10 protein-coding genes are annotated in these 13,754 nt (G+C 70.0%); 4 read left to right on the forward strand and 6 right to left on the reverse strand.

Translation table 11 applies throughout. The annotated features are described in order from the left end of the window. Nucleotides 1-16: 16 nt before the first annotated feature. Genes purH through DNK54_RS07845 form a run of 3 tightly spaced genes read right to left on the reverse strand, consistent with a single transcriptional unit; the run spans nucleotide 17 to nucleotide 3,556 of the window. Entirely contained in the window at nucleotides 17-1,618 is a 1,602-nt protein-coding gene (gene purH / locus DNK54_RS07835; protein WP_110206372.1) for a bifunctional phosphoribosylaminoimidazolecarboxamide formyltransferase/IMP cyclohydrolase, read from the reverse strand. After that, nucleotides 1,615-2,238: a phosphoribosylglycinamide formyltransferase gene (gene purN, locus DNK54_RS07840; RefSeq protein ID WP_110206373.1), complete on the reverse strand. Its 624-nt coding sequence runs from the start codon at nucleotides 2,236-2,238 to the stop codon at nucleotides 1,615-1,617. Before purN ends, purH begins: the two co-directional genes overlap by 4 nt. A 55-nt stretch (nucleotides 2,239-2,293) precedes the next feature. Beyond that, complete coding sequence (locus DNK54_RS07845; protein ID WP_110206374.1) at nucleotides 2,294-3,556, reverse strand: cell division protein PerM; 1,263 nt, start codon at nucleotides 3,554-3,556, stop codon at nucleotides 2,294-2,296. Nucleotides 3,557-3,665: 109 nt separating this feature from the next. Between DNK54_RS07845 and DNK54_RS07850 the strand changes: the two genes are divergently transcribed. The 3 genes from DNK54_RS07850 (at nucleotide 3,666) to DNK54_RS07860 (ending at nucleotide 7,855) form a co-directional block, all read left to right on the forward strand. Next, complete coding sequence (locus tag DNK54_RS07850; RefSeq protein ID WP_110206375.1) at nucleotides 3,666-5,489, forward strand: SigE family RNA polymerase sigma factor; 1,824 nt, start codon at nucleotides 3,666-3,668, stop codon at nucleotides 5,487-5,489. A gap of 73 nt (nucleotides 5,490-5,562) precedes the next feature. Then, complete coding sequence (locus DNK54_RS07855) at nucleotides 5,563-6,069, forward strand: SigE family RNA polymerase sigma factor (RefSeq protein WP_110206376.1); 507 nt, start codon at nucleotides 5,563-5,565, stop codon at nucleotides 6,067-6,069. Further along, entirely contained in the window at nucleotides 6,062-7,855 is a 1,794-nt protein-coding gene (locus tag DNK54_RS07860; RefSeq protein WP_110206377.1) for a hypothetical protein, read from the forward strand. The genes DNK54_RS07855 and DNK54_RS07860 overlap by 8 nt, the downstream gene beginning before the upstream one ends. 96 nt (nucleotides 7,856-7,951) lie before the next feature. Here the strand turns inward: DNK54_RS07860 and sucD are convergent, their stop codons facing one another. After that, a complete protein-coding gene (sucD, locus tag DNK54_RS07865; RefSeq protein WP_110206378.1) occupies nucleotides 7,952-8,833 on the reverse strand; it encodes a succinate--CoA ligase subunit alpha in 882 nt (293 codons plus the stop codon). Nucleotides 8,834-8,850: 17 nt separating this feature from the next. Continuing rightward, nucleotides 8,851-10,017: an ADP-forming succinate--CoA ligase subunit beta gene (gene sucC, locus DNK54_RS07870; RefSeq protein ID WP_110206379.1), complete on the reverse strand. Its 1,167-nt coding sequence runs from the start codon at nucleotides 10,015-10,017 to the stop codon at nucleotides 8,851-8,853. Nucleotides 10,018-10,277: 260 nt separating this feature from the next. Here sucC and DNK54_RS21275 point away from each other — a divergent pair, with 260 nt between their 5' ends. Continuing rightward, nucleotides 10,278-11,171: a M23 family metallopeptidase gene (locus tag DNK54_RS21275; protein ID WP_204164461.1), complete on the forward strand. Its 894-nt coding sequence runs from the start codon at nucleotides 10,278-10,280 to the stop codon at nucleotides 11,169-11,171. 118 nt (nucleotides 11,172-11,289) lie between these two features. Here DNK54_RS21275 and pcrA read toward each other — a convergent pair whose 3' ends face one another. Continuing rightward, a complete protein-coding gene (gene pcrA, locus DNK54_RS07880; RefSeq protein WP_110206380.1) occupies nucleotides 11,290-13,719 on the reverse strand; it encodes a DNA helicase PcrA in 2,430 nt (809 codons plus the stop codon). Nucleotides 13,720-13,754: the final 35 nt, after the last annotated feature.

Below are 13,754 nucleotides of genomic sequence, written 5' to 3' on the forward strand. Positions count from 1 at the left end.
TCGGCTCCGCCGATGCTCAGTGCGCGAAGTGGCGGGTTCCGGTGAAGTAGAGGGTCACGCCGGCGGCCTGGGCTGCGGCGATGACCTCCTCGTCACGGATCGAGCCGCCGGGCGCGACGACCGCCGTCACGCCAGCGTCGAGCAGCACCTGGAGACCGTCGGCAAACGGGAAGAAGGCGTCCGAGGAGGCAACGGCGCCGCGGGCCCGGTCACCCGCCCGGTTGACCGCCAGGTGGCAGGAGTCGACCCGGTTGACCTGCCCCATGCCCACCCCGACCGAGGCCCCGTCCTTGGCCAGCAGGATCGCGTTCGACTTCACTGCACGAACCGCACGCCAGGCGAAGGTGAGATCAGCCAGCACGGCGTCGGTGGCCGCCTCCCCCGCCACCAGCCGCCAGTGCATCGGGCTGTCGCCGTAGGCCTGGCCCTTGCCGTCGACGCCCTCGGCGTCGATGAGGTCGCGGGTCTGCACCAGCATGCCGCCCGTGATCGGACGCGACTCGATCGCCAAACCCTGGGGCGGGTCGACGACGAGGAGCCGGAGGTTCTTCTTCGCGGTCAGCACGTCGAGGGCCGGGCCGTCGAAGCCAGGGGCCACGATCACCTCGGTGAAGATGTCCTTCACCGTCTCGGCCATCTCCAGCGTCACGGGGCGGTTGGTCGCGATGATGCCGCCGTACGCCGACACCGGGTCGCACTCATGCGCCTTGCGGTGGGCTTCCGCGATCGTGTCGGCGACCGCGATGCCGCACGGGTTGGCATGCTTGATGATCGCCACCGTGGGCTGGTCACCGTGGTCGTACGCCGCCCGGTAGGCCGCGTCCGCGTCGATGTAGTTGTTGTACGACATCTCCTTGCCGTGCAGCTGGCTGCCCTGCGCAAGGCCCTGCGCCGCACCGTGGCCGTTGCGGTAGAGCGCCGCCGCCTGGTGCGGGTTCTCGCCGTAGCGGAGCACGTCGGCCCGGCTCCAGGAGGCACCGACCCATGCCGGGAAGCCGCTGGTCTCCCCCTCGGCGGGGAAGACCCCGCCCATCCAGGTCGCCACATTGACGTCGTAGGTGGCCGTGTGCACGAAGGCCGCCGCAGCCAGGCGCTGGCGCTCGGCCGCGGTGAACCCACCCGCCTCCACGGCGGCCAGCACGTCGGCGTAGTCCGCCGGCGAGGTCACGATGGCCACCGAGGGGTGGTTCTTGGCTGCTGCCCGCACCATCGACGGTCCGCCGATGTCGATCTGCTCAACGCACTCGTCGACCGACGCTCCCGATGCCACGGTCTGGCTGAACGGGTAGAGGTTCGAGACGACCAGGTCGAAGGGCTCGACCTCAAGCTCCTCCAGCTGGGCGACATGGCTCTCGAGCCGACGGTCGGCCAGGATGCCGGCGTGCACACGCGGGTGCAGCGTCTTGACGCGCCCGTCGAGGCACTCGGGGAAGCCGGTCAGCTCCTCGACCCGCACGACGGGGACGGCCAGGCTGGCGATGAGCTCCGCGGAACCGCCGGTCGACACGATGGTCACTCCGGCCTTGTGCAGCCCGCGGGCCAGCTCCTCGAGACCATCCTTGTCGTAGACGGAGACCAGAGCGCGGCGGATCGGGATGCGACCCTCGGACGTAGTCATCGGTTGAACCGGACCTTCCTGTCGGTGATGGTGAATCCTTCGCGGGCCATCCGGCCCACGTTCTCGGTGAGCATGGCGCGCTCGGCGACCTTGATCCGCTCGTGCAGGGAGTCGACGTCGTCGTCGTCCAGCACCGGGACCGCGGTCTGGGCCACGATCGGCCCGGTGTCGACACCCTCGTCGACCACGAAGAGGGTGCAGCCGCTCACCTTGACGCCGTACGCCAGCGCATCGGCCGGGCCGGACATCCCTGGGAACGACGGAGAGAGAGCAGGATGGGTGTTGACGGTCCGACCACCGAACTCGGCCATGAAGGCCGGCCCGACCAGCTTCATGAAGCCCGCAAGCACCACGATGTCGGGCTCAAACGCGGCGACGCTGCGGGTCAGGACGCGGTCCCAGTCGTCGCGGTTGGCGTAGTCGCCGACCCGCTTCACGAAGGTCGGTACGCCGGCCCGGTCGGCGCGCCGCAGTCCCTCGATGTCGGAGCGGTCGGCTCCGACGGCCACCACGCGTGCGCCGTACGCCTCGTCGGCACAGGCGTCGAGGAGAGCCTGCAGGTTGGTCCCCGAGCCGGAGACGAGCACCACCAGGCGGGCGGGGCGGGAGCGGGAGGGCACGGCCGGAGTTTATCGGCCCCCGGCGGTCTCGGACGCATCGCCTCCGAGGCGCCGGTCAGTCCTCCGTCGCGCTGTGGTCGGATTCCGCGACGAGTGCCTCGTGTCCGCGCCGGAAGAGCCACGTGGCGAGCAGGCCGCCAAGCAGCCCGCCGAGTCCGAGGGAGACCACTCCGGTGAGCAGGACCTCGCCCACCACGGGTCCGACGTCGGCCATCCGACCCGGCCCCACAGCACCCCCGGAGAGCGCCGCCAGCAGCCCGAAGGCCGCCCCGGCGAGGGCGCCGGCGACCAGCCCGTGGAGCGCGCCTCGGTCCCAGGCCAGGTAGGGGCGTCGGCGCTGGACGCGGAAGACCACGATGGCCGCGACGAGCGCCGGCAATGCCATCAGGGCGGGTGCCCAGGCGGGAGTCGGCCCGTTGTCGGGCAACGCCGCCAGCAAGGGCAGCATCGGCACCGGGCCGACCGCCACGACGGTCGGCGACACCAGGGTTCCGGTACCCACCAGGAAGCCGGGGCCGAGCAGGTAGCTGCCTGCGAAGAGCACCGCGTTGGGCACGATCGTCAGCATCAGGGCTCCGAAGAGCAGCGCGTCGCCGGCGTCGGTGTGCATCTGCGACAGCACGTTGGCCGCGGTGTCGAGGTCCGCGACCAACGCCGCCACGAAGACGAGGGCGGAGACGCCGAGGAGCCAGAGCAGGATGCGGGCCGACGTACCCACAGTGGCCCGGACCTCCTCGGGGAGCACAGGAAGCCAGACGGCAGCCCGGCCCGAGCCGACCGCGATCCCGATCCCGCCGAGCACCAGCGTCAACAGCAGCGACCAGCCGATCACCGCACCCAGCGAGGGCTCCGCCGCACCGGTCGAGGCGAGCACGCCGGTGAGCGTGATGATCACCAGATAGGAGCAGGCGAAGAGACCGGTTGCGACGGGCACCGTCCAGTCGCGGTCACCGTCGGCCAGCGCCTCGGCGTCGGGACCGTGTCCCGCGACGTTCTCCCCGAGCCGCAGCGCAGAGCGCCAGACCGACCAGACACAGAGCAGCGTCACGCCCAGCGGCACGGCGGTGATCCGGACGCCCTCGACCGTCAGCCCCGAGCCGTGGCCGGAGAGCCAGGCCAGCGCCCCCGCGCGGAGCGCGTCCCGAGGGACACCGTGGCTGCCGGCGTCGGTCACGAACCAGCCGATGACCGCGAGCGTAAGCGCGCCCAGCAGCGGCACACAGGCCGCCACGGCGCCCGCGAGAGGAGCGAGCACCGGCAGGGGACGAGGTGCGGGCGGGGCGGTCACCCCGCGCGGCGGCTGGATCGTGGTGGTCATCTCCCCAGCATCTTCGCCTGCCGCAGCGACGCGCCACGGCTGCACACGCCGCCGTCGGCCAAACACCCCACCGCTCCGGCCTGGGTCGAACAACTACAGTGTGCCTGTCATGCGAGACCCGGACGTGTTCGACGCCTTCTACGCCGAGGCCCGTGGGCGGCTGCTGCTGCAGACCTACGCGTTGACCGGCGACCTGCCTGCGTCCCGGGACGCCGTGCGCAGCGCGTTCGTGACCGCCTGGCACCACTGGCGCAAGGTCGGTGCGCTCGACGACCCCGAGTCGTGGGTGCGCCCGCAAGCCTGGCGAAGGGCTCAGCGCCGCCACCAGGCCCGCCCCTGGCACCGGGAGCGGCTGCTGGACGACGACTCACGCGCCACCCTCGACGCACTCGGCTCCTTGACGGTGCAGCAGCGCAAGACCCTGCTGCTCACCCAGCTGAGCTCGGCCACGACGAGCGGGATGGCGCGCGAGGTCGGGCTGACCGACGAGATCGCCGCTGCCGAGCTGCAGGCCGCGACCTCTCAGCTGTGCCTGACCCTCGGCATCGTTCCGGCAGAGATCCGACCGACCCTGGAGGCCCTTGCCGAGCGCCTCGCCGAGACCCGGTTCCCGCGGGCCAGCATCGTCCGGCGCACCGGTGCCGCGCGACGGCGCCTGCACACGACCGTCGGGGTCGCCGTCAGCATCGCCACGTTGCTGGGCACCGGCGCCCTGGTCTACGACGCCGACGAGCTGCCGCCCTTGCTCGGCAGCCAGAGCGACACCACCCAGACGGCGCCGAGGGAGCCCCGGCTGCAGCGTGCCGACCTGCTCAACTCCGACGAGCTCGACGCGGCGCTGGCACCGCGACGCACCAAGGGCAGCGGGTCGGTCGACAACAACACCGGCGGAACCGGTATCTACGCCCCCTGCCAAGCCCATCCCTTCGCCGTCTCCGGCGGCGAGGCCCAGGCGCTCGTACGCCGGATGAAGGTCGCCGGCAGCCCCAAGCAGAGCACCGTCCAATCCGTGGAGTCCGCGCCCGACACGGAGAGTGCGCACACCGGCTACCTGCGCATGCAACAGTGGTTCACCGAATGCCGTACGCCGCGGGTGCAGCTCCTCTCGGTCTATCGGCTCGACGGGGTCGGCGACGAGGGCATGGTGCTCACCCTCCGCTCCTGGGACGACCCCGTGACCACCCACCAGGCAGCCGTGGTCCGCTCCGGTCGGCTGCTCTCCTTGGTCCTGCTGCAGCGCCAGAACCGCGCCGACCCCAAGGTCGCGCCGATGCTCGATCTCGCCAGCTCCGCCGTACGCCGGCTGTGCGGCTCCGAGTTCGCCTCGCCCGACGCGGCGTGCGTGGTCGACCCCGAAGCGGTCCGGATCCCGCCTCCTCCGGCCCGGACGGCGATCGGCATGCTGCAGGTGATCGACCTCCCGCCGGTCCCTGGTGTGCCACTGCCCTGGGTGGGGGTGAAGCCGGTGAAGCCGGCAACCAACCCCGCAGCCACCCGCTGCGACAAGGCCAGCTTCACCGGCAAGGGCATCAAGAAGGGCCGGACCCGGACCTTCGTGATCCCCGGCGCCGACGTGCCCACGGAGTTCGGCCTCACCGAGACCATGGGCACCTTCCGCAGCCAGTCCGCCGCTCGCGCCTTCGTGGCGCAGATCCGCAAGCGGGTCAACGCCTGCGCCGAGGACGACCTCACCACCACCGTGCGTCAACTGGGCGAACACACGGCAGGACGCGAGGAGCTGACCTCCTGGCGTATCGACACCGAGGTCTCCGACACCCGCTCGCTGACCCAGCTGATGGCGGTGGTTCGGCGCGGGCGGGTGGTTGCCCAGGTGAGCTTCACCCCCGGCAGCGACAAGTCACTGGCCGCGGGCGGCTTCGATGCGCTCGCCATGCGTGCCCTCAAACGGATCACCAACCTGCCTGAAGGCTGATGCAACCCGACCCGGTCCCCAGGCGTATCCCCGGTGACACCGAGCACGATGGAACGGAAAGGGGGACCCGGCTGTGACTGAGGAGGAGTTCGACGACTTCTACTCGACGTCGTTCGGGCGGCTGACCAGCCAGCTCTACGCGATGATCGGGAATCGCGACGAGGCCCAGGAGTGCGTCCAGGAGGCGTTCGCCAAGGCCTGGTCCCACCGCAGGAAGCTGCAGCGGACCGAGCACCCGGAAGCGTGGGTGCGCACCACGGCCTATCGGCTGGCGGTGAGCCGCTGGCGGCGCACCAAGCTGTCGGGCCGGGTGCATGACCGGAGCGTCGCCGTACCGGTGACGACGGCCGGGCCGAACGAGAACCACGTGGCTCTCGTGGAGGCGCTCCGGCAGCTGCCGGAGGCACAGCGCCGGGCGCTGGTGCTGCACCACATGTGCGACCTGCCGGTCGAGGAGGTGGCCCGGGAGACCGGCGCCCCCGCCGGCACGGTGAAGGCGCGGCTCTCCCGCGGACGCACGGCGCTCCACGACCTGCTCAACCCAGACCATGACCTCACGGAAGGAGTGACCGGTGTCTGATCCGATCAAGGACCTCGAGGAGTTCCCGACCATGCCGACCACTCCCCTGCCCGCGCACCAGGTACGCCGCCGGGGGGACCAGATGCGACGTCGCCGTACCTTCATGGCCTCGGTCGCGAGCGTCGCCGCGGTCGCCGTCATCGCCACCGGTGGGTACGCCGTCACGCAACTCGGCGGTGATGACGACACCAGCTCGCAGATCGCGAATCGACCGACGGCCAACCGCGAGCTCTACGGCTCGTTGACGATGGCCAACCTGATGACCGACGACGACACGTTGCTTCCCGACGGCAGCAGCTGGCCCGAGGGCCTCCGCGCCGAGGGCGACGGACAGGCGGTCGCCAACATGTGCCAGCAGGAGTCCTACACCGGCCTGGGCGCCACCACCGTCTTCGTCGGACAGTGGAACTCCGAGGCGCTCTACCTCTCCCAGGCCGTCGCCCAGTTCAAGGACGCCGACGCCGCCCAGCAGGCGGCCACGACGATCAAGGGCTGGCTCGCCGACTGCACGCCGGACGAGCTCTCACGCGACTACCGAGCCGAAGAGCCGAAGAGCATCCAGGTCGCGGACGGCGTCGTGGCCGACACCGTGGTCTCCACCTGGACCTACACCGGCGAGGAGGGCGGCGAGGTCTACGCCGACCACCTGATGGTGACCGGAGTGCTGCTGACCGGCAACCGACTCTCCGTGATCACCCACGAGATGCCGGCCGCCCAGCAGGACCCGGCGTCCGCAGTCGAGCGGATGCTGCCGATCGCCGCGGGTCGCCTGGTCACCGAGGCCCCGGAGCAGTCACCGCCCGCTCAGGGCGGAGTAGGTGTGCTTCCCGACTCGATCGACCTGGCTCAGGGGTACCCGCGGACCAACGGAGACGGTTCACCGGTCGAGGTCGCCTCCAAGATCACGGAGCAGAGCGGCGTGATGGCATTCGACCTGTGCCGCTCACCGGCTTGGGACCCGAGCGAGGCGCTCGACCTGCGGGGCGTCACCTACACCGGGGAGGCGGAGGACCTGCGCTCCCGCGCACTCGCTCTCTATCCCGACGAGGCCGCGGCAGAAGCAGCCATCACCCGGATCCACGAGGCGGTCGACGCCTGCGCGGAGGAGGGGGCCGGCGACGGCGGCGTGACCACGCTGGTGCACGCCCCGACGCAGGTGCGGGCGGGCGACTCCGGATTCGGCTTCACCACCCGGTACCGGACCGAGGAGCAGGGGCTCGACCCGGGCCTGACCACCTACCAGTTCGCCCGGGTGGGCAACCTGGTGCTGGTCGCGATGGAGTACGGCGAGGGCGGCTTCCAGCTGGAGCAGCAGGTGCAGCAGCTGGACGAGGCCACGGAGCCGATCGTGGAGGAGATGCGTGCCGCTCTCAACCCCACCGCGGCGACCCTCGACGCTGACGGCTACGGTCCGCTCGTGCTGGGGCAGCCGGCACCGAAGACCGGAGCGGAGATCGTCGAGGGGAAGCTCGTCCGGGAGGGCTGTGGTCCGGTCGTCTGGGAGCTGCCCGCCGGTGAGCGGGTGAGCACATCCGTCTCGGCCAACCTCGGCGTCGCGGTGATCTTCCTCGGCCCCGACCAGCGCACCCCCGAGGGGGTGGGCCTCGGCAGCACCCGTGCGGAGGTGCTCGCCGCCTACCCCGACGCGACCTACAGCAAGGAGCACAACGCCTATGCCGTGTCGCCCGAGGGGCAGGCGGACCGGCGATGGGAGTTCTTCCTCGACGCCGACGACACGGTCACCGAGGCCGACCTGCAGCTGAACAACCAGGACTGCGTCGGCTGAGGCCACCGCGTCCGAGATGACGGAAGGCCGCCCCGGTTCACCGGGGCGGCCTTCTCGTTGCTCTCCGTGAGCCTGGTGGCCTCGGAGTGCGTTGGGTCACAGACCCTTCATGATCTCCCGCATGAGCTCAGCGGTCTCGGACGGCGTCTTGCCGACCTTGACGCCGGCGGCCTCGAGGGCCTCCTTCTTCGCCTGCGCGGTGCCCGAGGAGCCGGAGACGATGGCGCCGGCGTGGCCCATGGTCTTGCCCTCCGGGGCGGTGAAGCCCGCGACGTAGCCGACGACCGGCTTGGTCACGTTCTCCTTGATGTACGCCGCAGCCCGCTCCTCGGCGTCGCCGCCGATCTCGCCGATCATCACGATCGCCTTGGTCTCCGGGTCGTTCTCGAAGGCCTCGAGGGCGTCGATGTGCGTGGTGCCGATGATCGGGTCTCCACCGATGCCGATGGCGGTGGTGAAGCCGAAGTCACGCAGCTCGTACATCATCTGGTAGGTCAGGGTGCCCGACTTGGAGACCAGGCCGATGGGGCCCTTGCCCGCGATGGTGTGCGGGGTGATGCCGGCTAGCGACTCGCCGGGGCTGATGATGCCCGGGCAGTTGGGGCCGATCATCCGGGTCTTCTTGCCGTCGAGGTAGGCGAAGACCTCGGCCGTGTCCTGCACCGGGACGCCCTCGGTGATGACCACCAGGAGCGGGATCTCGGCGTCGATGGCCTCGATGCAGGCGGCCTTGGTGAAGGCCGGCGGCACGAAGGCGACGGACACGTTGGCGCCGGTCTCCTTCATGGCCTCTTCGACGGTGCCGAAGACCGGGAGGGTCTTGCCGTTGAGCTCAACGGTGGTGCCGGCCTTGCGAGCGTTGACGCCGCCCACGATGTCCGCGTCGGCCTGGAGCATCAGGTCGGTGTGCTTGGAACCCATGCCACCGGTGATGCCCTGGACGATGATCTTGGAGTCCTTGTTCAGGTAGATCGTCATTGTTCAAGTTCTCCGTTTCAGATGTTCGCGAGCTCGGCGGCCTTGTCGGCCGCTCCGTCCATGGTGTCGACCTGCGTCACGAGCGGGTGGTTCAGCTCGTCGAGGATCGCGCGACCCTGCTCGACGTTGTTGCCGTCGAGGCGGACGACGAGCGGCTTGGTGGCCTTGTCGCCGAGGATCTCGAGCGCGCCCTTGATGCCGTTGGCGACCTCGTCGCACGCGGTGATGCCACCGAAGACGTTGACGAAGACGCTCTTGACCTGCGGGTCGTTGAGGATCACGTCGAGCGAGTTGGCCATGACCTGCGCGTTGGCGCCGCCGCCGATGTCGAGGAAGTTGGCGGGCTTCACGCCGCCGTGGTTCTCACCGGCGTAGGCGACGACGTCGAGGGTCGACATGACCAGACCCGCGCCGTTGCCGCAGATGCCGACGGAGCCGTCGAGCTTGACGTAGTTGAGGCCGAAGTCCTTGGCCTTGGCCTCGAGCGGGTTCGCCTCCTCGCGGATCTCGAACTGCTCGTGGTCGGGGTGACGCACCTCGGAGGCGTTGTCGTCGAGCGACACCTTGCCGTCGAGGGCCTCCAGCTTGTCGCCCTCGAGGCGAGCCAGCGGGTTGACCTCGACGAGGGTGGCGTCCTCCTCGACGTACACCTTCCAGAGCTTCTGGACCATCTCGATGGCCTGGTCGCGCAGCGCGGCCGGGAACTTGGCCTCGTCGACGATCGCGGCGGCCTTCTCCGGGGTGACGCCCTCGAGCGCGTCGACCGGGATCTTCTTCACGGCGTCGGGGTTGGTCTTGGCGACCTCCTCGATCTCCACGCCGCCCTCGACCGAGGCGATGCACAGGTGCGAGCGGTTGGCGCGGTCGAGCAGGAACGAGAAGTAGTACTCCTCCACCGGCGGGGTCGCCGGCGTGACCAGGACCCGGTTGACGGTGAGGCCCTTGATCTCCATGCCCAAGATGTTGGACGCGTACTCGTACGCCTCGTCGGCGGTCTTCGCGAGCTTCACGCCACCCGCCTTGCCACGGCCACCGGCCTTGACCTGCGCCTTGACGACGGTGACGCCGCCGATCTGCTCGGCGGCCGCCTTGGCGTCCTCGGCGGTCTCGACGACCTTGCCGAGGGTGGTGGCCACACCGTGCTTGGCGAAGAGCTCCTTCGCCTGGTACTCCATCAAGTCCACGTGACTGATCCTTAAGGTTTGCTGTTCGCGACAGTTCGGGGGGAACTCCCGGACGGAAACTCCGCGCACCCGACCCTCAGGCACCTTAGACCCGGAGGCGGGTCAGCCACCAAAGCGGGCCGACCGTTGGGACGCGATGAAACGCAGATCACATCCGCCGTTCGCCTGCGGGGCACGTGGTGTTTCCTCCACAATCACTGGGACCACCGATTTCCCCCGAGCTTCGGCCTCCGCTACTCTCGCTGAGGCTCTGACCGCCGATGACCGACCAGGAACAGGGGCATAGCTGCATGGGCAACCACCGGGCACCACGTCGTGGGATCACCACCACCGTGCGCCGAGCGACCCCTGCTGCGACCTCCGGCGGCAAGCGCAAGGCGGTCAAGCATGCCGCCCCACGCAGCTTCGTTCTCCGCGGTGCCCCGTCGGCCTCGGTCCTCCTGGGGCTCGCCGCGCTGACCGTCTCCGCCACCGGCGCGGTGACCATGGGTGGCGCCGGAGTGGCCGCCGGTGACGACACCAAGCCGACCTTCACCCTGCAGGCCAATGCTCTCTCCGGATTGAGCGCGGTCTCCTCCACCACCGCCCGCGAGCAGCGTTCCCAGACGATCTCGCGCGACTCCCGACGCGACGCGCTCGAGGACGCCAGCTCCCAGGAGCTGGTCGCCGCCGCCGAGGCCCAGGTCGCCGAGCGCAACGGGGAGCTGGCCAAGCTCGCCGAGAGCGCCAACAAGCACGCCAGCAAGGTCGCGATGAACCTCTGGCACCTGCCGGTCGTGGGCTACCGCCTGACCGCGCGCTTCGGCCAGTCCAGCGGCCTGTGGGCGCACAACCACACCGGTCTCGACTTCGCCGCCCCGAGCGGCACTCCGGTCATGTCGGTGACCAACGGCACCGTGACCTCGGTCGGCTACGAGGGCGCCTACGGCAACCAGATCATCGTCACCACCGATGACGGCACCGAGCTGTGGTACTGCCACCTGAGCGCGTACGGCGTGCAGGTCGGCGACACCGTCACCTCCGGCCAGGTGATCGGCGCCGTCGGCTCCACCGGCAACAGCACCGGCCCGCACATGCACCTCGAGGTGCGCCCCGGCGCCGGTGACCCGATCGACCCCTACGCCGCGCTCCGCGCCAACGGCGTCCAGCCCTGATCCCGCGGCGGTCGAGCCTGTCGTCACCGGTGGTCGAGCCTGTCGAGACCCAGCCTCGTCTCACCGGGTCTCGACACGCTCGACCACCATCATTCGCACCGGCTGACGCCGGGGCGAATCACAGCTTCTCGACGGGTGCGTAGCGCAGCAGCAGGCGCTTGACGCCCTCCGAGCCGAAGTCGATCGAGGCGACTGCCTTGTCTCCGACCCCCTCGACACTGACGACCGTGCCCATCCCGAACGAGTCATGGACGACCCGGTCTGCGGGCTCCAGGGACGGGATCGGGCGTGACTTCTTCGCCTTGGTCGCCGCGTCCACGCGGGCGGCGGCAGCGCCGAAGTTCCGTCGCCCCGCGGCCGTGGGGGCACCGAAGTCGACCCTGGCGCCTCCGGAGAGATCCGGACGGCTCCAGCTGGTCTGAGCAGCCGCCGTACGCCGCCAGTCGACGAGGTCGAGCGGGAGCTCGCCGAGGAACCGGGAAGCAGGGTTGTGCGCCGGAGCGCCCCACGCAGAGCGCATCACGGCGTGGGAGACGTAGAGGCGCTCCCGGGCCCGGGTCAGGCCGACGTACGCCAGCCGCCGCTCCTCCTCCATCTCGGCCTGGTCGCCCAGGGTGCGCGCGTGCGGGAAGATTCCATCCTCCATCCCGGTCAGGAAGACCACCGGGAACTCCAGTCCCTTGGCCGTGTGCAGCGTCATCAGGGTGACGACACCCTGGTCGTGCTCGTCCGGCGTGGCCGGGATCTGGTCGCTGTCGGCGACGAGCGCCACCCGCTCCAGGAAGTCGGCGAGCCCCGGCGTCTCGGTTCCCGCCACGGTGTCGTCGGGGTCACTGGGGTCCGCCGACGGCCCGGCGACGGGGTCGTCGGAGAACTCCCGCGCCACCGCCACGAGCTCGGCGAGGTTCTCCAACCGGGTGGCGTCTTGCGGGTCTTCGGAGGCCTCGAGCTCGCTCAGGTAGCCGCTGTTGGCGAGCACCGACTCCAGGACGACGTCGGGACGCTCGCCGGCCTGCACCATCGACTGCAGCTCTTCGACCATGCCGACGAAGCCCTGGATCGACTTGAGCGACCGGGTGGCGATGCCTGGTGCCTGGTCGGCTCGGCGCAACGCCTCCCAGAAGGTGGTGCGCTCCCGTTCGGCGTACGCCGCGACACAGGCCTCGGCGCGATCCCCGATGCCACGCTTGGGCGTGTTGAGCACCCGGCGCAGCGAGATCTCGTCGGCGGGGTTGAGTAGCATCCGCAGGTAGGCGATCGCGTCCTTGACCTCCTTGCGCTCGTAGAAGCGGGTGCCACCGACCACCTTGTAGGGCTGGCCGGTGCGGATGAACACCTCTTCGAAGACCCGCGACTGGGCATTGGTCCGATAGAAGACTGCGACGTCGCCCGCGCGGGCATGGCCGTCGTCGGTGAGCTTGTCGATCTCGGAGGAGACGAACCGGGCCTCGTCACGCTCGTCGTCGGCGACGTACCCGACGATCTTGGCGCCGTCCCCCGCGTCGGACCAGAGCCGCTTCGGCTTGCGACCCCGGTTGTTGCCGATCACCGCGTTGGCGGCGTTGAGGATCGTCTGGGTGGAGCGGTAGTTCTGCTCCAGCAGGATGGTGCCGGCGTTGGGGAAGTCCTGCTCGAAGTCCAAGATGTTGCGGATGTTGGCACCGCGGAACGCATAGATCGACTGGTCGGCGTCGCCCACGACCATCAGCTCGGCCGGCGCGACGCGCTCTCCCCCGGAGGCCTCCACCTGTGCGTGCGCGTCGCCCTCGGGGTCTTCGGCGCAGAGCTGATGGATCAGTGCGTACTGCGCGTGGTTGGTGTCCTGGTACTCGTCGACGAGCACGTGCCGAAAGCGGCGCCGATAGGTCTCACGGACCTCGGGGAAGGCCTGGAAGAGGTGCACGGTCGTCATGATCAGGTCGTCGAAGTCGAGGGCGTTCGCGTCTCGCAGGCGGCGTTGGTAGAGCTTGTAGGCCGAGGCGTAGGCCTCCTCGAAGGAGTTGCTCGCATCCTTGGCGGCCTCGTCGGGGTCCTTGAGCTCGTTCTTGGCGTTGGAGACCCAGTTGAGCACCGCCTTGGGCTGGTAGCGCTTCGGGTCGAGCTCGAGATCCTGGCAGACCAGCGTCATCAGTCGCTTCGAGTCGGCCGCGTCGTAGATGGAGAAGCCCGACTTGAAGCCGAGCCGGTCGATCTCCTTGCGGAGGATCCGGACACAGGACGAGTGGAAGGTCGAGACCCACATGATCCGTGCCCGTCGCCCGACCAGCTCCTCGACCCGCTCCCGCATCTCTGCAGCGGCCTTGTTGGTGAAGGTGATGGCCAGGATCGATCCGGGATGGGCCTTGCGCTGGGAGATCAGCCAGGCGATCCGGCGGGTGAGCACCCGGGTCTTGCCCGACCCGGCACCGGCCACCACGAGCAACGGCGCGCCCTCGTGCACCACCGCCGCCCGTTGAGGCTCGTTGAGCCCGTCGAGGAGGGCCTCGGCCGAGGTGGTGTCGCGCGCCGTGGCGGCCGGACCTGACGGGATCGGAAACAGGGTGCTCATGCTCCCTTCACCCTATGTCGCCCTCCCGACTCCGC

The organism is Nocardioides daejeonensis (assembly GCF_003194585.1).
In the GTDB taxonomy this organism is placed as follows: domain Bacteria; phylum Actinomycetota; class Actinomycetes; order Propionibacteriales; family Nocardioidaceae; genus Nocardioides; species Nocardioides daejeonensis.

Bases quoted from the DNA above. Each gene is read 5' to 3' on its own strand.
- purH (WP_110206372.1), bottom strand. From the start codon at position 1,618: ATGACTACGTCCGAGGGTCGCATCCCGATCCGCCGCGCTCTGGTCTCC.
- DNK54_RS07845 (WP_110206374.1), bottom strand. From the start codon at position 3,556: ATGACCACCACGATCCAGCCGCCGCGCGGGGTGACCGCCCCGCCCGCA.
- DNK54_RS07850 (WP_110206375.1), top strand. From the start codon at position 3,666: ATGCGAGACCCGGACGTGTTCGACGCCTTCTACGCCGAGGCCCGTGGG.
- sucD (WP_110206378.1), bottom strand. From the start codon at position 8,833: ATGACGATCTACCTGAACAAGGACTCCAAGATCATCGTCCAGGGCATC.
- DNK54_RS21275 (WP_204164461.1), top strand. From the start codon at position 10,278: ATGACCGACCAGGAACAGGGGCATAGCTGCATGGGCAACCACCGGGCA.
- pcrA (WP_110206380.1), bottom strand. From the start codon at position 13,719: ATGAGCACCCTGTTTCCGATCCCGTCAGGTCCGGCCGCCACGGCGCGC.